Here is a 20099-nt window from a genome sequence, read left to right as displayed (position 1 = left end):
ACGGAAAGGCCGGGCTCACATTGTTAAGTGTGAACCCGGCCTCACCATTGGGGTCTATGCGGTTGCGCTGGCAGCCTTAGCGGGCTGCGGAGCCTTCCACGTAGTCCACGTCCTGCTGCTGCCAGGAGAACAGGGAGCGCAGTTCGCGGCCGACAGCCTCGATGGGGTGCTGCTCAGCCTTGGCGCGCAGTTCCTTGAACTCGACGGCGCCGTTGTCCTGGTCTTCGATGAAGCGCTTGGCGAATGCACCGGACTGGATGTCGGCCAGGACGGCCTTCATGTTTTCCTTCACCTCGGGGGTGATGACGCGGGGGCCGGAGACGTAGTCGCCGTACTCTGCGGTGTCGGAGACGCTCCAGCGCTGCTTGGCGATGCCGCCCTCCCACATGAGGTCGACGATGAGCTTGAGCTCGTGCAGCACCTCGAAGTAGGCGATCTGCGGCTGGTAGCCGGCCTCGGTCAGGGTCTCGAAGCCGTACTGGACCAGCTGGGAAACGCCGCCGCAGAGAACTGCCTGCTCGCCGAAGAGGTCGGTTTCGGTCTCTTCGGTGAAGGTGGTCTTGATGACGCCGGCGCGGGTGCCGCCGATGGCCTTGGCGTAGGACTTGGCCAGCTCCCAGGCGTTGCCCGATGCGTCCTGTTCGACGGCGATGATGTCCGGGATGCCGCGGCCGGCTTCGAACTCGCGGCGCACGGTGTGGCCCGGAGCCTTCGGGGCCACCAGGATGACGTCAACGCCTTCCGGTGCCTTGATGTAGCCGAAGCGGATGTTGAAGCCGTGGGCGAAGGCCAGGGCCTTGCCGGCGGTCAGCTTGTCCTTGATGGAGTCGTTGTAGATGGCGCGCTGGTGCTGGTCCGGCGCGAGGATCATGATGACGTCGGCCCATTCGGCGGCGTCGGCAACGTTCTTGACCGTGAAGCCGGCGTCCTCGGCCTTGGCGGTGGACTTGGAGCCGTCCTTCAGGGCGATGACGACCTCGACGCCGGAATCGCGCAGGTTCAGCGCGTGGGCGTGGCCCTGGGAACCGTAGCCAACGATGGCAACCTTGCGGCCCTGGATGATCGACAGGTCGGCGTCATCGTCGTAGAACATTTCAGTCACTTGCGTAACTCCTCTTGAGTGGTTGTAGATAGTGGTCTTGCGGTGCTGCGGTTACGGGCGCGTGGTCCCGCCTGGACGCAAATGCCTAGGCGGAGCGGAGCGCCCGGTCACTCATGGAGCGGGATCCCCGTCCAACGGCCAGGGTGCCGGACTGCACAATTTCGCGGATGCCGAAGGGCTCCAGCACTGAGAGCAGGGCTGTGAGCTTTTCGGGGTGGCCGGTGGCCTCGATGACGACGGAGTCTGTGGACACGTCGACCACTGAGGCACGGAACAGGTCTGCGGCCTGGGTTACCTGCAGGCGTGTTGCGGCATCCGCACGTACCTTGACCAGGATGTGGTCGCGCTGTACGGAAGATTCTGGGGTCAGCTCAACGATCTTGATGACGTTGACCAGTTTGTTGAGCTGCTTGGTGACCTGCTCGATGAGGTCGCCGTCGGCGTCGACCACCACCGTCATGCGGGACACGCCCGGCACTTCGGTGGGGCCCACGGCCAGGGAGTTGATGTTGAAGGCGCGGCGGGCAAAGAGGCTGGCCACGCGGGTCAGGACGCCGGGCTTGTCCTCAACCAGGACGGAAAGTGTGTGGCGGGTCATGCTCAGTCTTCCTCTTCCCATTCCGGGGTCATGTTGCGGGCAACCTGGATCTGGTCGTTGCTCACGCCGGCGGGCACCATTGGCCACACCATGGAGTTGGGGCTCACCACGAAGTCGATGACCACGGGGCGGTCGTTGATTTCGAGGGCCTTCTGGATCGTGGCATCGATGTCTTCTTCGCGTTCAACACGGAACGACGCGCAGCCATAGGCTTCCCCCAGCTTGACGAAGTCCGGGATGCGGACCGTGTCATGGCCGGTGTTGAGGTCGGTGTTGGAGTAGCGGCCCTCGTAGAAGAGGGTCTGCCACTGCCGCACCATGCCCAGCGAGGAGTTGTTGATGACAGCTACCTTGATGGGGATCTTGTTGATGGCGCAGGTGGCCAGTTCCTGGTTGGTCATCTGGAAGCAGCCGTCGCCGTCGATGGCCCAGACCACGCGGTCCGGGTTGCCCACCTTGGCGCCCATGGCTGCCGGGACGGCGTATCCCATGGTGCCGGCGCCGCCGGAGTTCAGCCAGGCGTGCGGGCGCTCGTACTTGATGAACTGGGCGGCCCACATCTGGTGCTGGCCCACGCCTGCCACATACACGCCCTCGGGGCCAGTCAGTTCGCCGATCCGCTTGATGACCTTCTGCGGTGCGATCAGGCCGTCGTCCGGTTCCGTCCAGCCCAGCGGGTAGGTTTCCTTGAGATTGTTCAGGAAGGCCCACCAGGTGGTGAGGTCCGGAGTCCCGGAAGCATCGAACTGGCTGCGCACGGCCTCGGTCAGTTCCGGGATGATCTCCTTGACCGACCCGACGATGGGCACATCAGCGGTGCGGTTCTTCGAGATTTCGGCAGGATCGATGTCGGCGTGGATGACCTTGGCGTTGGGCGCAAAGGTCTTCAGCACCCCGGTGACGCGGTCATCGAAGCGGGCGCCGAGCGTGATCAGCAGGTCTGACTGCTGCAGGGCCGTGACGGCGGAGACGCTGCCGTGCATGCCGGGCATGCCGACGTGCTGCGGGTGGGAGTCCGGGAACGCGCCTTTGGCCATCAGGGTGGTCACCACCGGAGCGCCGGTGGCTTCGGCGAGGGCCAGCAGCTCGGCCGAGGCGTGCGCCTTGACCACGCCGCCGCCCACGTACAGCACAGGCTTGGTGGATGCGGCAATGAGCTTGGCCGCTTCGCGGACCTGCTTGTTGTGCCCGCGGGTCACCGGCCGGTAGCCCGGCAGGTCGATCTTCGGCGGCCAGGAGAAGGTCATCTGGCCCACCTGGGCATCCTTGGCAACATCCACCAGCACGGGGCCGGGACGGCCGGTGGAGGCCAGGTGGAAGGCCTCTGCCATGACGTGCGGGATGTCGTTGGGGTCGGTCACCAGGAAGGAGTGCTTGGTGATGGGCATCGTGATACCCACGATGTCGGCTTCCTGGAACGCGTCGGTGCCGATCACGCCGCTGGATACCTGGCCGGTGATGGCCACCAGGGGCACGGAGTCCATGTGGGCATCCATGATGGCGGTAACGAGGTTGGTGGCGCCGGGGCCCGAGGTGGCGATGCAGACGCCCACCCGCCCGGTGACCATGGCGTAGCCTTGCGCGGCGTGGCCGGCTCCCTGTTCGTGACGGACCAGCACGTGGTTCATGGTGGAGGCCATCAGGGGGTCGTAGGTGGGCAGGATCGCGCCACCAGGCAAACCGAAAATGTCGTCGACGCCGAGTTCTTCGAGCGAGCGGACGATTGCTTGCGAGCCGGTCATCACCGTCGGGGGTACGACGTTGTTCGGCCCAAGGACAGGAGAGACGGCAGCAAGGTCGGCGACGACGGCGGCATGGTCAGCCGTCCGGTCGGCGCGTTCCGGAGCCTTGGGGGCTCCAGCGGACTTGGTGGCCATCAGCGAGGGGCTGATGGGCGATCCTTTGCTCATCGGACTCTTCCTTGTGGATCTTCTCTGGTTCTGGAACTGGTTTGGAACGGTGGGAATAAAAAAACCCCTCGGCCTGGCGGCTTGGTGAGGGGTTGCGCGTGACTGTTCGTTACCAGGGGCTAATGTGCCACGCGCTTGGTAAGGACGACGACGACGGTGCCGGCGGTAACGAAAGTCATGCGTTCAGTTTTCCCTCTTGGCGAGATGGGTGTCAACGAGCAACAACCCTATCTCACCATGTGGACTCCGTTGTCCACCCTTTGATCCTATCCCAGCTCACCAAGCCCTGAAGCGTGCGCTGCCGGGCGGTAAGGCTTAATAAGTGGGATCCCGAGGGCCCCATTGGATGCGGCGGCCGCGCCGCATCCATTGGGAAGGGATCACACGCCTGTCCAGGCGCCTTGGCTGGCGCTGTGGACCAGCTTCGCGTACTTGGCCAGGACGCCCTTGGTGTACCGGGCGGGCAGCGGCTCCCAGCCCACCTTGCGGGCCTCAAGCTCAGCGTCATCCACCAGCAGGTCGAAGCTGCGAGCTGCGATGTCCACGCGGATCCGGTCACCGTCCTTCACGAAGGCGATGGGGCCGCCGTCGACCGCTTCCGGCGCCACGTGGCCGATGCACAGCCCGGTGGTGCCGCCGGAGAAGCGTCCGTCCGTCAGCAGCAGGACATCCTTGCCGAGTCCCGCGCCCTTGATGGCGCCGGTGATGGCGAGCATTTCGCGCATGCCCGGTCCGCCCTTGGGACCTTCGTAGCGGATGACGACGACGTCGCCGGCCTTGATCTCCCCCTTGTCCAGGGCGTCCAAAGCGCCCTGCTCGCGCTCGAAGACGCGGGCGGTGCCCTCGAAGACGTCGGCGTCGAAGCCTGCGCTCTTCACGACGGCGCCTTCCGGAGCCATCGAGCCGTGCAGGATGGTGATGCCACCGGTCTTGTGGATCGGGTTGTCGAGTGCGCGCAGGATCTTGCCGTCGACGTCCGGCGGGTTGATGGCCGCGAGGTTCTCCGCGACGGTCTTGCCCGTGACGGTGAGGCAGTCGCCGTGCAGCAGGCCGGCGTCGAGCAGTGCCTTCATGATGACCGGCACGCCGCCGATCCTGTCGACGTCGGTCATGACGTAGCGGCCGAACGGCTTGAGGTCACCCAGGTGCGGGATCCTGTCCCCGATGCGGTTGAAGTCGTCCAGGGTGAGTTCCACCTCTGCCTCGCGGGCAATCGCCAGCAGGTGCAGGACGGCGTTGGTGGAGCCGCCGAAGGCCATGGTGACGGCGATAGCGTTCTCGAACGCCTCCCTGGTCAAGATGTCGCGGGCCGTGATGCCCAGGCGCAGCAGGTTGACCACCGCTTCGCCGGACTTGCGCGCGAACTCATCACGACGGCGGTCTGCCGAGGGCGGTGCGGCGGATCCGGGGAGTGACATGCCCAGGGCCTCGCCGATGCAGGCCATGGTGTTGGCCGTGTACATGCCGCCGCAGGCACCTTCACCCGGGCAGATGGCCTTTTCAATTCGGGTGAGGTCCTCCAGGCTCATCTTGCCGGCAGCGCAGGCGCCCACCGCTTCGAACGCATCAATGAGGGTGACTTCCTTTTCGGAGCCGTCCTCGAGCTTGACCCAGCCGGGCATGATGGACCCCGCGTAGAGGAAGACGCTGGCAAGGTCCAGCCGGGCGGCGGCCATGAGCATCCCGGGCAGCGATTTGTCGCAGCCGGCCAGCAGGACGGAGCCGTCAATCCGCTCGGCCTGCATGACGGTCTCCACGGAGTCGGCGATGACCTCGCGGGAGACCAATGAGAAGTGCATGCCTTCGTGGCCCATGGAGATGCCGTCGGACACCGAGATGGTGCCGAACTGCATGGGGAAACCGCCGCCCGCGTGGACGCCTTCCTTGGCGCCCTGCGCCAGCCGGTTCAGCGAAAGGTTGCAGGGGGTGATCTCGTTCCAGGAACTTGCCACGCCCACCTGGGGCTTGGCGAAGTCGTCATCGCCCATTCCGACGGCCCGGAACATGCCGCGGGCGGGGGCGGCGTGGATGCCGTCGGTGACGACGCGGCTGCGGGGCTTGATGTCCGGCGTGCTTCCGGTTGTGGTCTGGGCGTCACTCATGGGGGAAAGTCTAGGGCTCGGATGCTGCCTGAACGACCTCCCGCGGCCGGATCCGGCGAAAATCCCGACAGATCCCGGACCAGCCGATGGACGGTGATCTCATACTGTGAGACCCGGACGACGTTGCGATCCACGGCAGCGCCCCGGCCGGTGTTTCCAGCGGGCCTGTCCGGCGTGCCGCGGCATCTCTGGACAGCAGTGGTGACCCGACGTAGCGTCGGGGACAGGACACCCGCCACCCGTAGAGAAGGGCCTGCCATGGACATTGTTTTCTGGATCATCCTCATAGCCGTCGTCGCCGTCATCATTTGGTGGCTGGTCAACCGCAACAAGTCTGCCAACGCGCCGGGTGGATCATCAGCCGGCGCGACGACTGACCGGCCCCGCGCCGATGGAGCCCTCGAAGGGGGCAGCGCCGCCGCGTCGGCCGCGGCCGCCGGGACCACCGGCATTCCAACAGCAGCCGGATTCGGAAAAGCCGCAGAACCGGCAGCGCCCGCCACGGCCGAAGAGCCGGCCGACTCGTCCGCCACGGCCTCGCCGGCGGCCGGGACCTCCACTCCCGCGTCCCGTGAGGCATCCGGCGAGGCAGGCCACGGTGCTTCCGGCGCCGGGTTGCCCGCCAGCGCCACCGGACACGTCGAACCACGGTCGCAGGACCTGGATGCAGACCAGGCCGAGTGGGAAACCCAGTGGTCCGAGGCCGGCTCCGGGTCCCGGTCCGGCTCCTCCGTTGCCGGTGGGGCGGCAGCCGCCCCAGAGGTCGCGCCCCACCCCGGGACCAGTACGGATGCACCGTCCGGCCAGGCAGCCGCAGCGGCGACCCGCCCCGCCCACCACGACGAATACACGGCCCCCCATGCCCCCACGCTTCCCGGCGCCGAAACAGCCGCAGTGGAAGGCGTGGACGACGGCGGCACGGCAGCCGGCGGGCAGGCCGGCGGGCAGGCCGGCGGGCAGGCGCCCCAGCACCTGGCGGACGGCTACCGCGCAGCAGACCAGCACGAGCCCGCGCCGGTCTCCGGCGGCAGCCCCGGCGATGCCGAAACGCTGGAGCGCGCCCAGTCCTCCGCACTGGTGGAAAACGGCGCGGACCACCACCAGCCGTCCGGCCAGGGACAGGACGCCGTTCAGGGATTCGCACAGGGATCCGCACCCGGCCATGGCACCACTGCCGCCGAGCCTGCCGGACACCTTGCAGCCGATGAGCCCTACGGCGCGGGCTCGGCTGCACCCGGCCCCGACGGCAGCGGACCGGCGGACTACACGGTCAAGGGCGATGCCGCCGCAATGGTCTACTACGAAGAAGGACATCCGGACTATGAGCAGACCCGGGCGGAAGTCTGGTTCGAATCTGCCGCGCATGCGGAGGCCGCAGGCTTCCGCGCTCCACGGCGCAGACGGCTCTAGCAGGAGGAAGGCCCGCCGCATTGCGGCGGGCCTTCCGTGCCTTGCCCTGTTCCTGGTGCTGGCCGCCTGCACGGGCACGCCGGGGCCGCCTGCACCAGGCACAAACCCTGCCGCCGCGGGCACCCCGCCGGGAGCCGCCGTCGCCAGCTCCGCTCCCCCGGCCAACGAATCCGCCGGCACAGCCCCTGTCCATGCCCCACCCGCTGTGCAGGAACGGTTGGAGCTGCAGTTGGACACGCCCTGGGCGGCGGTCTTCCTCCCCGACGGCACCGCCGTCATCTCCGAGCGCGGGACCGCACTGCTGAAGGCCGTTCGGGACGGCGCCGCCACAACACTGGGGAAGGTGCCCGACGTGGCGCCCGCAGGAGAAGGAGGCCTGCTGGGCCTGGCGCTTTCGCCGCATTTTGAGGCTGACCACTCCCTCTATGCCTACACGACCACCAGGGAGGACAACCGGGTGGTCCGGCTTAACGTCGAACGCGGCGCTGATGGTTCACTGACGCTGGGCCGGCCGCAGGCCGTCTTTACGGGAATACCCAAAGCCGGCACCCACAATGGAGGCAGGATCCGGTTCGGCCCGGACGGGTTCCTGTATGTGGGCACCGGCGACGCCCAGCGCCGCGAGCAGGCCCAGGACCCCGCCGCCCTGGGCGGGAAGATCCTTCGGCTCACTCCGGAGGGCGCCCCCGCGCCCGGCAACCCGTTCGGGAACGCCGTCTACAGCCTTGGCCACCGGAACGTCCAGGGCCTGGCGTGGGACGAAGCAGGCCGGCTGTGGGCCAGCGAGTTCGGACCGGACGTGGACGATGAGCTGAACCTGATCCTGCCCGGCGCCAACTACGGCTGGCCGGACGTCACCGGGGCACCGCACCGCGCCGGCTTCGAGGACGCAAAAGTCGTCTGGCCCTCAACCCGCGAGTCCTCCCCCAGCGGGCTGGAAATATCCGGCGGTACCGCCTACCTGGGTGCGCTCAGGGGCGAACGGCTCTGGACCGTGCCGCTCAAGGGAACAGACGCCGGGCAACCTGTGGCCTATTTCACAGGTCAATACGGCCGGATCCGGGACGTCATCCGGGCACCCAACGGCAGCTTATGGATGCTCACCAACGGCAAAAACCCTGATTTTGCGCTGATTTTGCGGATCCCACAGTGAATCAGGAACCCACTGGAGCGCCGATTTCACTTGCACCAAAAGTTCGTGTAGAGTTTCATGTCGTTGCGGAGATCAACGGGAAAGAAAAAGCCCGGGGATGGAAGCAAAAAAGATGCACCTCTAGCTCAATTGGCAGAGCAATTGACTCTTAATCAATGGGTTCCGGGTTCAAGTCCCGGGGGGTGCACCACTGGGAAAACAGCCTCCGGTTTGTGGAAACACAGACCGGGGGCTGTTTTGTTATGTGCTCCCATCATCGATTGCTCCGTACTTGTCTTTATCAGGGCTCAAAACGGCAAGTACGGAGCAATCGATGGTGGCCGGGCACAAAAAAGCGCGGCCCTGGTTTTTCCAAACCAGGGCCGCGCTTTCCTGACGCTGCCTGCAGCGTCAACGGTTACTTGGCGACGTTGTCCATAAGGGCTCCGGCGTTGCTGGGCGTCGTGGAGAACTGGTTGGCCAGCTCCCGGACCACAGCTTTGAGTTCCTGGCGGAGCAGCTCAGGGTCGATTGACGCCGATGCCAGGACCGAGCGCTCCATCTCAACAGCCTGGGCAACGGCTTCCTTGCCCTGCTCGGTCAGCGACACCACGTGGCTCCTGCGGTCCGAGGTGCTGCGCACCCGGGCAATGTGGCCGTGGGACTCAAGGCGGCTGAGGGTCTTGCCCATGGTCTGGGCCTGTACGCGGACGTACTGGGCAAGCTGGGCCTGGGTCATGGGCCCTTGCGCGGCAAGGACCTCGATGGCGATAACACCGGCATGAGTGAGGCCGATGGCGCCGAGTTTTTCGTTCCAGGAGTGCTCAACGAGTCGCGCAGCAGTGGACAGAAGGCGCCCTGTGGGCCAGTGATCCATATCAGGCATAGCAGCCAGTATAGCCAAATGCCGATTAGCACTCGTTCCACCTGCTTACTAGGCTGTTGTGTCCCGCCCGCAACAAGGAGAAAAACAATGGCTGAAAGACTCGTTACCGGCGACAAGGCACCGGCTTTCACCCTGCAGGATTCCACCGGCAAGGACGTCAGCCTGGCTCCCCGGCCTGGCCGCTCCACCATCGTCTACTTCTACCCGGCCGCCTCCACTCCGGGCTGCACCAAGGAGGCGTGCGACTTCCGGGACAGCCTTGCCTCCCTGCAGGCCGCCGGCTACGACGTCCTGGGGATCTCCCCCGACCCCGTGGAGAAGCTGGCAAAATTCGCGGACAAGGAGTCCTTGACGTTCCCGCTGCTTTCGGATGCCGACCATGCCGTGGCGGGGGCCTACGGCGCCTGGGGCGAAAAGAAGAACTACGGCAAGACGTACGAAGGCCTGATCCGGTCCACCATCGTGGTGGACCCGGACGGCAAGGTGGCACTGGCCCAGTACAACGTCCGGGCCACGGGCCACGTGGCCAAGCTTCGGCGGGACCTGAACCTGGACGCCTGACCCGGCCGGGGCCTGCCGGGGACACCGCCCGGCGCAACGCTACAATGGACTCTGGCATCCGGCGTCGAACGCTTGGCGTTCCCGTCAGGAATCCGCGCGCGAGTGGTGAAATTGGCAGACACGCAGGATTTAGGTTCCTGTGCCTTCGGGCGTGGGGGTTCAAGTCCCCCCTTGCGCACACTGGGAATCCCCCGGCTCCGGCCGGGGGATTCCTGCGTTAAGCGCCCGGCGGTCCTGCCGGCTGGTTAGTGCCCCGAATCGAAAAACTCCAAAGATCCACCCATCCGTTGCTGCCCACCGGCCGAATAGCCAGTGAGACACCAGCCAAGGGCAGGTGCCCACCCCCCAGGCAGGCTGCACACCACGAACACCCAGTCCGCAGTCGGCAGCAATCGATCCAAGGAGAACCACAATGCAGACCTTCAAGCGCACCACTTTCACCGTCGCAGGCGTTGCAGCAGCTGCTCTGCTCAGCCTCACCGCGTGCGGCGGTTCCGGCAGCACCTCCGGCTCCTCGGCCTCCTCCGCGCCGATGTCATCGGCGCCCAGCTCCAGCATGGCGTCCCCGTCCTCCAGCGCAATGGCCAGCTCCTCGGCGGGCACCATGGACCCGGCAGCAAACCTGGTTGGCCCCGGCTGCGCCGCATACGCCAAGCAGGTTCCCACCGGTGCGGGTTCCGTGGAGGGCATGGCCCTTGACCCGGTCGCCGTCGCAGCCTCCAACAACCCCATCCTGACCACGCTTACCGCGGCAGTTTCCGGCAAGCTGAACCCCAAGGTTGACCTCGTGGACACGCTCAACGGTGGCGAGTTCACCGTGTTCGCACCTGTGGACGACGCCTTCAAGAAGATCGACCCCGCCACCATCGAAACGCTGAAGACGGACGATGCGCTGCTGAGCAAGATCCTCACCTACCACGTAGTCCCCGGCCAGATCACCCCGGACAAGATCGCCGGCACGCACGCCACGGTTGAGGGCGGCTCCGTCACGGTGACCGGCAGCGGCGACAACCTCAAGGTGGACAACGCCAACGTGGTCTGCGGCGGCGTCAAGACCAAGAACGCGACGGTCTACCTGATCGACTCGGTCCTCATGCCCAAGTAAGCCCTCTCTCCGCCCCCCAACACAGGGCCGGGTCCGCCATAGACCGGCGGACCCGGCCCTGGCGCGTCATGTGCCAGCCTGGGGCCGGCCGCAAGCCCCGTCCCCTAGACTGGTCCCGGCCCGCAATCGGCGGAGCCGGCAGCATCCAGAGGTGATAAACGAGTGCCCAGCAGTACATCGCGGCGGACGGTCATCAAGGCCGGCGCCGTCCTCATGGCGCTGGGCGTGACGTCGTGCACGGGCATGCCGTCCCCCTCCCCCACGTCCGGCACGCCCAGTTCCCCTCCGGCCGAGCCCCAAGCCACCTTCAATTTCGGCACCGCGGCCCAGCCCCTGGGCCTGGACCCGGCCCTGTCCAACGACGTGGAATCCCAGCGCATCACCCGCCAGATCCTCGAAGGCCTGGTGGGCGTGGACCAGACCACCGGCAAACCCACGCCGCTGCTGGCAACCGAATGGAACGAGTCCAACGAGGGCCGGACCTACACTTTCAAGCTCCGCGCCGGGGTCACCTTCCAGGACGGCACCCCGTTTAACGCCGACGCCGTCTGCGTTAACTTCAACCGCTGGTTTGCCTTCCCTGCCGAGCTGCGGAAGCAGGCTCCCGGCAGCTCCTTCAAGGGCGTGTTCAAGGCCCACTCCGACGAGCCCGGGCTTTCGATTTTCAAGAGCTGTACCGCGGTGGCACCGGACACGGTACAGATCGACCTCACCCAGCGATTCACCGCTTTCCTCCAGGCACTGACCCTCCCGGCCTTCGCGATCGCATCCCCGGCCGCCCTGGCCTCGGGTAAAGCGGACGTCCTGGACCAGAACCGGGGCGGCCAGGCAATGTCGGCCTTCGCCACGAATCCAGTCGGCACCGGGCCCTTCACGCTTGCCGCCTGGGGCACCGACAACGTCACCCTCGCCAGCAACAAGACCTACTGGGGCGACCGCGGCCAGATCGCCACCATCAACTTCCTGGCTTACAACCACCCCCAGACTCGCCTCCAGGCGCTGCTGGACGGCACGATCGACGGCTACGACGCCGTCACCGTGGGAAACTTCGACCAGTTGGTCAAGCGCGGCAAACAGATCGTGCAGCGCGACCCGTTCTCCGTGATGTACGTGGGCATCAACCAGGACATCCCGATACTCCAGAACCAGAAGATCCGGCAGGCGGTGGAGCTTGCCATCGACAAGGAAACGTTGATCCGGAAGTTCTTTATCGACAACACTGCCAAGGCCACGCAGTTTGTCCCGCCCAAGATCAGCGGCTTCAACAATGACGCGCCGGAACTCGGACACGATCCCGCCAAGGCCAAGGACTACCTCAAAGAGGGCGGCTACGCGGGCGAGGAACTGAAATTCTACTACCCCTTGAACGTCACCCGGCCTTACCTGCCCACCCCTGAAAAGGTCTATGCAGAGCTCAGCCGCCAGCTCACCGCCGTCGGCTTCAACATCCGGCCCGTGCCGGTTGACTGGTCGGACGGCTACCTGCAGAAGGTCCAGTCGTCCGGCGACCATGCCCTCCACATCCTTGGCTGGAACGGCTCCTACTCCGACGCCGACAACTTCGTGGGCCCCCTCTTCGGGGAGAAGAACGGCGAGTTCGGGTACCAGGATCCCCAGGTCTTTTCAAAGATCAACCGTGCACGCGGGCTCCCTGACGGGAAAGAGCGGGATGAGCTTTATCACACCATCAACGCCCAGATCGCCGCGACGGTACCGGCGGTTCCCATCGCCTTCCCCATCTCCGCACTTGCCCTGTCAGACCGCGTGCTCAGCTACCCGGCTTCACCGGTCTTAAACGAAGTTTTCACGAAGGTCCAGCTAAAGCCTTGACGGCCCGGGCCAATTTCAGTATGCGGGCCGCGCGGGGATATTCTGTGACAGCCAGAGCCGCTGCAATCGGAGACTGATCGTGACCTTCATTTCCAAGACCCCACACGCCGACGTTGTCCTGATAGGCGGCGGCATCATGAGCGCCACGCTGGGGGCATTCCTCAAGCAGCTGGAGCCGGACTGGACCATTTCCCTGTTCGAGCGGCTGGACCAGCCTGGCCTCGAAAGCTCCGACCCCTGGAACAACGCGGGAACGGGCCACGCCGCCCTTTGCGAACTCAACTACTCGCCCGCAGCCAAAGACGGCTCCGTCAGCCCGAACAAGGCACTGCTCATCAACGAACAGTTCCAGCTCTCCCGCCAGTTCTGGTCCCACCTGGTGGACAACAACCTCATCGGTTCCCCCAAGGGCTTCATCAACACCGTCCCGCACATGAGCTTCGTGATCGGCGAAGACCACACCAGGTTCCTGAGGACCCGGTACGAGGCACTGAAGCCGCACCCCCTGTTCCGGAGCATGGAGTACTCCGAGGACCACGCCCAGATCGCCAAGTGGGCACCGCTGATCGTCAAGGGCCGCGACCCCCAGCAGCGTATTGCCGCCACCCGCGCCGCCGAGGGCACCGATGTGGACTTCGGCGCACTCACCCGCGAGCTGACCAGCTACCTGGGGAACAACGGCGTCGAAATCAACTACGGCCACGATGTCACCGGGATCTCCCGCGCCTCCGACGGCGGCTGGGACCTGACGCTGAAGCACCCCCGGTCAGGGGAACACGGCAAGATCCACGCCAAGTTCGTTTTCGTCGGCGCCGGCGGCGGTGCCCTGCATCTGCTCCAGGCCTCCGGCATCCCGGAAAGCAAGGGCTACGGCGGATTCCCGGTCTCCGGCCAGTTCTTCCGCTGCACGGACGAAACCATCGCCGCCCAGCACAGCGCCAAGGTCTACGGCCAGGCCTCCGTGGGCGCGCCGCCGATGTCCGTTCCGCACCTGGACACCCGCTACGTCAACGGGAAGCGTTCGCTCCTCTTCGGCCCGTACGCAGGCTTCTCCACCAACTTCCTGAAGAACGGCTCCTACCTGGACCTGCCCCTGTCCATCCGCCCCGGCAACATCATTCCGATGCTGGCCGTGGCCAAGGACAACATGGACCTCACGGCCTACCTGGTCAAGGAAGTGGTCAAGCGCCACGACCAGAAGGTCGAGGCGCTGCGCGAGTACTACCCCGAGGCAAAGGGCGGGGACTGGGAACTCATCACCGCCGGCCAGCGTGTACAGATCATCAAGAAAGACCCGCAAAAGGGCGGCATCCTCCAGTTCGGTACTGAAGTGATTGCCGGCCGTGACGGCTCCATCGGTGCGCTCCTGGGCGCTTCGCCGGGGGCGTCGACCGCTGTCCCCATCATGATCGAGCTGCTCCAGAAGACGTTCCCCAAGAACTTCAAGGGCTGGCAGTCCAAGCTCAAGGACATGATGCCCGGCTACGGGGTGAAGCTGGATGAGAGTCCTGACCTTGCCGCGGAGCTGGAACGGGCAACGGCCGCGTCCCTCCAGCTGGAGAGTGTTTCCGCCAGCCACTGACCCTGCCGGGGCCAGCGGCTGGCACCCCCAGGGCTTGTACCAGTCACTTAGACCCCCAGGAGACCACCCATGTTCCGGTTGGCGCACCTTTCCCTGGCGAACCGGGCCCTGATCGCGCTGATCACCGTCTTCGCCTCGGTCTTCGGCGTGATCACCATGTCGTCGCTGAAGCAGGAACTCATTCCCTCGATTGAGTTCCCGCAGATCACAGTGCTCACCTCCATGCCGGGTGCGTCGCCCGAAGTGGTGGACAAGCAGGTCAGCGGTCCGCTGGAAAAGGCGCTGAACGGCGTGGAGGGGCTGGAATCCACCTCCTCCACGTCGCGGACCGGCGTCTCCCAGATCACCATGGTGTTCACCTACGGATCGAACCTGGACCGGGCCCGGAACCAGATCGACCGGGCCATTTCCAATGCCAAGCGGACGCTGCCCAGCGACGTCCAGCCGCAGGCCATCGCCGGAAGCATCAGCGACTTCCCGATTGTTTTCCTCGCCGTCTCCTCGGACAAGCCACTCAGTGAACTGAACGCGGATCTCCAGCGCCTCAGCGTGCCCAGGCTGCAGAAGATCGACGGCGTCCGCAGCGCCGACGTCACGGGCGGCGCCTCCCAGCACATCGAGATCCTCCCCCGCACCGACGCCATGGCGGCGGCGGGGGCAGGCGTCACGGCCATCCGCGACGCCCTGTCCAACAACGGCGCGCTGGTCCCTGCCGGAACACTCGAGGACCAGGGCAAGACCCTCTCGCTGCAGATCGGCAGCCCCGTCGATTCCCTCGATGCCATCAAGGCCCTGCCCCTTTCCGGCTCCAAGAACGCGGCGACCATCGGCTCCGTGGCCGATGTTTCCCTCAAGGACGACGAGCGCACCTCCATCACCCGCACCAACGGCGCCGAGACGCTGGCCGTCTCCGTGACCAAGAAACCCGAGGGTGACACGGTGGCGATCTCCCACGCGGTGCGGGACTCCCTGAATGAACTCGAGACGGAACTGGGTTCGAACGCCAAGTTCACCCCCGTCTTCGACCAGGCGCCGTTCATCGAAAAGTCCATCAAGGACCTCACCACGGAAGGCCTGCTGGGGCTGGGATTCGCCGTCGCCGTCATCCTGCTCTTCCTGATGTCTGCCCGGTCCACGCTGGTCACGGCCGTCTCCATTCCCCTGTCCCTGCTGATCACGTTCATCGGCCTGTCAGCCACCGGCTACTCACTGAACATCCTGACGCTGGGCGCCCTCACCATCGCGATCGGGCGGGTGGTGGACGACTCGATCGTGGTCATCGAAAACATCAAGCGGCACCTCAGCTACGGCGAGGAAAAGTCGGCGGCGATCCTCACCGCCATCAGGGAGGTGGCCGGCGCCATCACCGCCTCCACCCTGACCACGGTGGCGGTGTTCCTGCCCATCGCGTTTGTCGGTGAACTGGCCGGTGAACTGTTCCGGCCGTTCGCCCTGACAGTCACCATGGCCCTGCTCGCGTCGCTGCTGGTATCCCTGACCATCGTTCCGGTGCTGGCCTACTGGTTCCTGAAGAACCCCAAGGGCGGCCCCGCCGGCGCGGCCGCAGGATCCCCCGAGGCGCGGCGCATTGCCGACGAGGCCAAGGCAAGGGCCCACGACGCCGAGCAGCGCAGCCGGCTGCAGCGCGGCTACCTGCCCATCCTCCGGTCCACGCAGAAGCACCCCGTCATCACCCTGGTGGCGGCTGTCCTGGTGCTCGGAGCCACCGGTGCCATGACCCCGCTGCTGGCCACCAACCTCCTGGGAAATTCCGGGCAAAACAGCCTGACCGTGCGCCAGGTACTGCCGGCCGGAACCAGCCTGGCCGACACCAGTGCCGCCGCCATCCGCCTCGAAGGGGTCCTCCGCGGCATCGACGGCATCAAGGATGTCCAGGTCACGTCCGGCAACGCCCAGGCAGGCTTCGCCGCACTCACCTCCACCGGCTCCTCCAACTCGACGTTCACGGTGGTGACCGACGAAAAGGCCAACCAGGAACGGCTCCAGGACACTGTGCGCTCGGAGCTTGCGAAGGTCCCCGATGCGGGAAAGATCTCCGTAGGCACCCAGCAGGGCGGGTTCGGCACCTCGTCCACCGTCGACATCACGCTGAAGGCTGCTACCAGCGCCGACCTGCAGTCGGCCAGCGACACCATGGTGGCCGCCATGACGGGCGTCCCCGGGACCAGCGAGGTGGCCAGCAACCTTGCCGCCAGCAACCCCGTGGTGCAGGTCAAGGTGGACCGGGCCAAGGCCGCGGCCGCCGGCCTGAACGAGGAACAGGTGGCCGGCGTCCTGGCCTCCACCATCAGCCCCATCCCGGCCGGCACGGTCCGGATCGACACCAACGACTTCCCCGTCCGGATCGGCCAGGGCACCAAGTTCACCAGCATCGATGCCGTCCGCAACATCCCGCTTCCGGCGGGCGGCCGGCCGGTGACACTGGGAAGCATCGCGGCCGTGGAGCAGGTGGACGTCCCCGTCTCCATCACTGCCAGCAACGGTGAGCGCACCGCCAAGGTGTCCATCACGCCGTCGGGCTCCAACCTGGGCGCAGTGAACACCGAAGTCCAAAAGCGCCTGGCCGACGTCCAGCTGCCGCCGGGAGTCACCGCCACCATCGGTGGCGCCACCACCCAGCAGGCAGAATCCTTCCGGCAACTGGGCCTGGCCCTGCTGGCAGCCATCGCCATCGTGTACGTGATCATGGTGGCCACCTTCAAGTCACTCATCCAGCCGCTGATCCTTCTGGTCTCGGTTCCGTTCGCGGCCACCGGTGCCGTGGCCCTGCTGCTGCTCACGGGCGTGCCGCTGGGCCTGCCGTCGCTCATCGGCATGCTGATGCTCGTGGGCATCGTCGTCACCAACGCCATCGTGCTGATCGACCTGATCAATCAGTACCGGCAGCCACGCGACGGCCGGCCGGGCATGAACGTGGCGGACGCCATCACGAACGGCGCCCGGCAGCGGCTCCGGCCCATCCTCATGACGGCACTTGCCACGGTCTTTGCCCTGACCCCCATGGCCCTGGGCCTCACGGGCGGCGGCGGTTTCATTTCCCAGCCGCTGGCGGTGGTGGTCATCGGCGGCCTGGTGTCCTCCACGGCGCTGACCCTGATCCTGGTTCCGGTGCTCTACCGCCTGGTGGAAGGCCGGCGCGAGAAGAAGGCGCTGCTGCGGGACCTGCAGGCCCGCCCGGAACCCGGGCCCGGTTCGGACATCGACGCCGAATTCAGGGATTGGACCACCGGCCAGGTCCCCAAAGTCAGCGGCCGCCGGGCAGCGCCCGGCGCCGGATAAGGCCCAACGCTGCAGCGATGCCCGTACCAGATCCTGGTGCGGGCATCGCTGCGTTCCAGGGCATGGCACGGAAGCAGGGGCCGGGAATAATCCGCGGGACATGGTGTTACAGAAGGCAATAGATGCAAATGCATCTAAATTAGTCTACACTGGAACCAAGCCAGCAAGTCCAGGAACGGAAAGGCACGTCATGCAGATCGGTGTATTCAGCGTCAGCGACATCACCACGGACCCCACCACGGGCCACACCCCCACCGAACACGAGCGCATCAAAGCCTCGGTGGCCATTGCCAAAAAGGTCGAGGAAATCGGCATGGATGTCTACGCCATCGGCGAGCACCACAACCGGCCTTTCTTTTCCTCCTCCCCCACCACCACCCTGGCGTACATCGCGGCCCAGACCGAACGCATCATCCTCTCCACGGCCACCACGCTGATCACCACCAACGACCCGGTGAAGATCGCCGAGGACTTCGCCATGCTCCAGCACCTGGCCGACGGCCGCGTCGACCTGGTCCTGGGCCGCGGCAACACCGCGCCGGTCTACCCGTGGTTCGGCAAGAACATCCAGGACGGCGTGGAACTGGCCATCGAGAACTACAGCCTCCTGCGCAAGCTGTGGGACGAGGACACGGTGAACTGGTCCGGCAAGTTCCGCACCCCGCTGCAGAACTTCACCTCCACCCCTCGCCCGCTCGACGGCGTGGCCCCCTTCGTGTGGCACGGTTCCATCCGCACGCCGCAGATCGCCGAGGTGGCCGCCTACTTTGGTGACGGTTTCTTCGCCAACAACATTTTCTGGCCCAAGGAGCACTACCAGCAGCTGATCGGCCTCTACCGGGAGCGGTACGAGCACTACGGCCACGGCAAGGCGGACCAGGCGATCGTGGGACTCGGCGGCCAGTTCTTCATGCGCAAGAACTCCCAGGATGCGGTGAAGGAATTCCGCCCGTACTTCGACAACGCCCCCGTCTACGGCCACGGCCCGTCCCTGGAGGACTTCACCTCGCAGACACCGCTGACCGTGGGCAGCCCCCAGGAAGTCATCGAAAAGACCCTGGCCTTCCGCGAGTACTTCGGCGACTACCAGCGCCAGCTGTTCCTGATTGACCACGCCGGCCTGCCGCTGAAGACCGTCCTGGAGCAGCTGGACCTGTTCGGTGAGGAAGTGCTGCCGGTCCTCCGCAGGGAGTACGCCGCACTGAAGCCCGCGCACGTTCCGGAACCGCCCACCCACGCAGGCCGCGTGGCCGCCCTGCTGGCGTCACAGGACGCCGGCAAAGCCACCCCGGTGGCGTAATGGCTGCGGGAGGATCGGAATCGCCGGTGCGGCTGGCGGCGGAGACCTGGGAATCGCTGTTCCGGGCGCAGGTGGCTGTCATGCGGAAGCTGCAGTCCGGACCGGCGTTCCGGAAGCTTGCGGTGAACGAATACGACGTCCTGTTCACGCTCTCCCGTTGCCCGTCCGGCTGGCTGCGGCTCAACGAGCTCAACGACAACGTCCTGTTGAGCCAGTCCAGCCTCAGCCGGCTGGTGGAGCGGCTCGAAAAGCGGGGACTGGTGGCCCGGATGCCGGCGCCGGAGGACGGCCGCGGCGTGCTGCTCAAGCTGACGGACGAGGGCCGGGAACTGCAGAAGGAGATCGGCCGCGAGCACGTGCGCGACATCTCGGCCCTGGTGGGGCCTGCACTGACGGCCGCTGAGCAGAAGGAACTCATGCGGCTTACCGACAAACTGCGGAACTCGCTGGGGAAGCGCTAACCCAGCTGCACGAGCCGGGCGGGGTCCTCTGCCGGCAGGTCCCCGTCCACCACGGCGGTCACGCGCAGCTGGTTCAACACCAGGCTGCCGCCCACCGTGGAAAGGAAGGCCGTGTCGGACGAGTCCCGGCCCGCAGTGATGCGCAGCATCGACTCCCGCGGGGCAAGCCCCGTGGGGTCGATGACGTGCCATGCACCCTCCACATAGGCTTCGGCCACGGCGTGGAAATCCATGGGATTCAAGCCGGGGGCGTAAACAGCCGTGAGGCGGGCGGGGATGTCCTTGGACCGCAGCAGGGCAATGGCCAGGTGCGCGAAGTCCCGGCAGACGCCCCGCCTGCTCAGGAGCGTCTCCACCGCGCCATCCGTGCCACGGGAGGAGCCGCTGATGTACCGCAGTTCGCCATTGACCCACTCCCGGACCGCATGCACCAGGTCGGCCCCGTGGACCCCGCCGAATTCCGCGTAGGCGGTCGGCAGCAGCCGGTCCGACTCGGCATACCGGCTGGGACGCACGTAGCGGATGCGGTCGGCCAGGCACGCCTCCTCGGGCACGGCGCGGCCGGTCACCGTGGCCGAGTATTCCACCGTGACTTCGGCAGGCTCGGCGAACTCCATGTAGTGGAACCGGCCGCCGTGGTGGTCCGAAATTTCCGTCAGGGGAACCTCCGCACCCCCGGCCGTCACGGACAGGGATTCGTCAAAGGATGAGTAGCCGCTGTTCCTCGCCACGGCAATGGCCATGGCCACCTTGGTGTTGGCGATTGTCTTGAAGGCCAGGCGTGCGGAAACAGAGCGTTCCATGAATCTCCGGGGGTGTT

15 protein-coding genes and 2 tRNA genes are annotated in these 20099 nt (G+C 66.1%); 11 read left to right on the top strand and 6 right to left on the bottom strand.

Annotated elements, in window-relative coordinates:
* Positions 1-76: 76 nt before the first annotated feature.
* From ilvC to ilvD, 4 genes are all read right to left on the bottom strand, one after another.
* On the bottom strand, positions 77-1102 hold the full coding sequence (ilvC, locus tag MRBLMD1_RS05050) for a ketol-acid reductoisomerase (RefSeq protein WP_159631698.1): 1026 nt from the start codon (positions 1100-1102) through the stop codon (positions 77-79).
* An 85-nt stretch (positions 1103-1187) separates the two neighbouring features.
* Positions 1188-1700 carry an acetolactate synthase small subunit gene (ilvN, locus tag MRBLMD1_RS05045; protein ID WP_141160110.1) on the bottom strand — a complete coding sequence of 171 codons (513 nt, stop codon included), beginning with the start codon at positions 1698-1700 and terminating at the stop codon, positions 1188-1190.
* 2 nt (positions 1701-1702) lie between these two features.
* Entirely contained in the window at positions 1703-3610 is a 1908-nt protein-coding gene (locus tag MRBLMD1_RS05040) for an acetolactate synthase large subunit (RefSeq protein ID WP_159631697.1), read from the bottom strand.
* Positions 3611-3990: 380 nt separating this feature from the next.
* A complete protein-coding gene (gene ilvD, locus MRBLMD1_RS05035) occupies positions 3991-5712 on the bottom strand; it encodes a dihydroxy-acid dehydratase (protein ID WP_364397872.1) in 1722 nt (573 codons plus the stop codon).
* 258 nt (positions 5713-5970) lie between these two features.
* Here ilvD and MRBLMD1_RS05030 point away from each other — a divergent pair, with 258 nt between their 5' ends.
* From MRBLMD1_RS05030 to MRBLMD1_RS05020, 3 genes are all read left to right on the top strand, one after another.
* Entirely contained in the window at positions 5971-7122 is a 1152-nt protein-coding gene (locus MRBLMD1_RS05030) for a hypothetical protein (RefSeq protein WP_364397870.1), read from the top strand.
* Positions 7076-8275: a PQQ-dependent sugar dehydrogenase gene (locus MRBLMD1_RS05025; protein ID WP_364397868.1), complete on the top strand. Its 1200-nt coding sequence runs from the start codon at positions 7076-7078 to the stop codon at positions 8273-8275. Before MRBLMD1_RS05030 ends, MRBLMD1_RS05025 begins: the two co-directional genes overlap by 47 nt.
* 114 nt (positions 8276-8389) lie before the next feature.
* A tRNA-Lys gene (locus tag MRBLMD1_RS05020) sits at positions 8390-8465 on the top strand.
* Positions 8466-8672: 207 nt separating this feature from the next.
* On the opposite strand, the gene MRBLMD1_RS05015 is transcribed toward MRBLMD1_RS05020, so the two are convergent.
* Positions 8673-9131 (bottom strand): MarR family winged helix-turn-helix transcriptional regulator, encoded by a 459-nt coding sequence (locus tag MRBLMD1_RS05015; protein ID WP_364398030.1) that lies wholly within the window; start codon positions 9129-9131, stop codon positions 8673-8675.
* Between the two features lie 96 nt (positions 9132-9227).
* Between MRBLMD1_RS05015 and bcp the strand changes: the two genes are divergently transcribed.
* The 8 genes from bcp (at position 9228) to MRBLMD1_RS04975 (ending at position 19279) form a co-directional block, all read left to right on the top strand.
* Complete coding sequence (gene bcp, locus MRBLMD1_RS05010) at positions 9228-9701, top strand: thioredoxin-dependent thiol peroxidase (protein ID WP_224026435.1); 474 nt, start codon at positions 9228-9230, stop codon at positions 9699-9701.
* A 96-nt stretch (positions 9702-9797) separates the two neighbouring features.
* Positions 9798-9879 (top strand) — tRNA-Leu (locus tag MRBLMD1_RS05005).
* 234 nt (positions 9880-10113) lie between these two features.
* Positions 10114-10806, top strand: a complete 693-nt coding sequence (locus tag MRBLMD1_RS05000; protein ID WP_159631693.1) for a fasciclin domain-containing protein — start codon at positions 10114-10116, stop codon at positions 10804-10806.
* 213 nt (positions 10807-11019) lie between these two features.
* Complete coding sequence (locus tag MRBLMD1_RS04995) at positions 11020-12636, top strand: ABC transporter substrate-binding protein (RefSeq protein WP_414703669.1); 1617 nt, start codon at positions 11020-11022, stop codon at positions 12634-12636.
* 79 nt (positions 12637-12715) lie between these two features.
* A complete protein-coding gene (locus MRBLMD1_RS04990; protein ID WP_364397864.1) occupies positions 12716-14218 on the top strand; it encodes a malate:quinone oxidoreductase in 1503 nt (500 codons plus the stop codon).
* A gap of 69 nt (positions 14219-14287) precedes the next feature.
* Complete coding sequence (locus MRBLMD1_RS04985) at positions 14288-17518, top strand: efflux RND transporter permease subunit (protein ID WP_364397862.1); 3231 nt, start codon at positions 14288-14290, stop codon at positions 17516-17518.
* Positions 17519-17708: 190 nt separating this feature from the next.
* Complete coding sequence (locus MRBLMD1_RS04980) at positions 17709-18818, top strand: LLM class flavin-dependent oxidoreductase (RefSeq protein ID WP_275181287.1); 1110 nt, start codon at positions 17709-17711, stop codon at positions 18816-18818.
* Positions 18818-19279: a MarR family winged helix-turn-helix transcriptional regulator gene (locus MRBLMD1_RS04975; RefSeq protein WP_224026440.1), complete on the top strand. Its 462-nt coding sequence runs from the start codon at positions 18818-18820 to the stop codon at positions 19277-19279. The genes MRBLMD1_RS04980 and MRBLMD1_RS04975 overlap by 1 nt, the downstream gene beginning before the upstream one ends.
* Here the strand turns inward: MRBLMD1_RS04975 and MRBLMD1_RS04970 are convergent.
* Positions 19276-20082, bottom strand: coding sequence for a transglutaminase-like domain-containing protein (locus MRBLMD1_RS04970; RefSeq protein WP_224026441.1), 807 nt, complete (start codon positions 20080-20082; stop codon positions 19276-19278). The two genes, MRBLMD1_RS04975 and MRBLMD1_RS04970, sit on opposite strands and share 4 nt — an antisense overlap.
* Between the last annotated feature and the right edge of the window lie 17 nt (positions 20083-20099).

The sequence above is a fragment of the Pseudarthrobacter sp. LMD1-1-1.1 genome (assembly GCF_040676255.1).
Taxonomy (GTDB): Bacteria; Actinomycetota; Actinomycetes; order Actinomycetales; family Micrococcaceae; genus Arthrobacter.
This window is presented reverse-complemented; position numbering and strand designations above follow the sequence as displayed.

What these genes read in the sequence shown, in the direction of transcription:
- ilvN (WP_141160110.1), bottom strand. Translation starts at nt 1,700, where the DNA reads ATGACCCGCCACACACTTTCCGTCCTGGTTGAGGACAAGCCCGGCGTC.
- MRBLMD1_RS05040 (WP_159631697.1), bottom strand. Translation starts at nt 3,610, where the DNA reads ATGAGCAAAGGATCGCCCATCAGCCCCTCGCTGATGGCCACCAAGTCC.
- ilvD (WP_364397872.1), bottom strand. Translation starts at nt 5,712, where the DNA reads ATGAGTGACGCCCAGACCACAACCGGAAGCACGCCGGACATCAAGCCC.
- MRBLMD1_RS05030 (WP_364397870.1), top strand. Translation starts at nt 5,971, where the DNA reads ATGGACATTGTTTTCTGGATCATCCTCATAGCCGTCGTCGCCGTCATC.
- MRBLMD1_RS05025 (WP_364397868.1), top strand. Translation starts at nt 7,076, where the DNA reads ATGCGGAGGCCGCAGGCTTCCGCGCTCCACGGCGCAGACGGCTCTAGC.
- MRBLMD1_RS05015 (WP_364398030.1), bottom strand. Translation starts at nt 9,131, where the DNA reads ATGGATCACTGGCCCACAGGGCGCCTTCTGTCCACTGCTGCGCGACTC.
- bcp (WP_224026435.1), top strand. Translation starts at nt 9,228, where the DNA reads ATGGCTGAAAGACTCGTTACCGGCGACAAGGCACCGGCTTTCACCCTG.
- MRBLMD1_RS05000 (WP_159631693.1), top strand. Translation starts at nt 10,114, where the DNA reads ATGCAGACCTTCAAGCGCACCACTTTCACCGTCGCAGGCGTTGCAGCA.
- MRBLMD1_RS04995 (WP_414703669.1), top strand. Translation starts at nt 11,020, where the DNA reads ATGGCGCTGGGCGTGACGTCGTGCACGGGCATGCCGTCCCCCTCCCCC.
- MRBLMD1_RS04985 (WP_364397862.1), top strand. Translation starts at nt 14,288, where the DNA reads ATGTTCCGGTTGGCGCACCTTTCCCTGGCGAACCGGGCCCTGATCGCG.
- MRBLMD1_RS04980 (WP_275181287.1), top strand. Translation starts at nt 17,709, where the DNA reads ATGCAGATCGGTGTATTCAGCGTCAGCGACATCACCACGGACCCCACC.
- MRBLMD1_RS04975 (WP_224026440.1), top strand. Translation starts at nt 18,818, where the DNA reads ATGGCTGCGGGAGGATCGGAATCGCCGGTGCGGCTGGCGGCGGAGACC.
- MRBLMD1_RS04970 (WP_224026441.1), bottom strand. Translation starts at nt 20,082, where the DNA reads ATGGAACGCTCTGTTTCCGCACGCCTGGCCTTCAAGACAATCGCCAAC.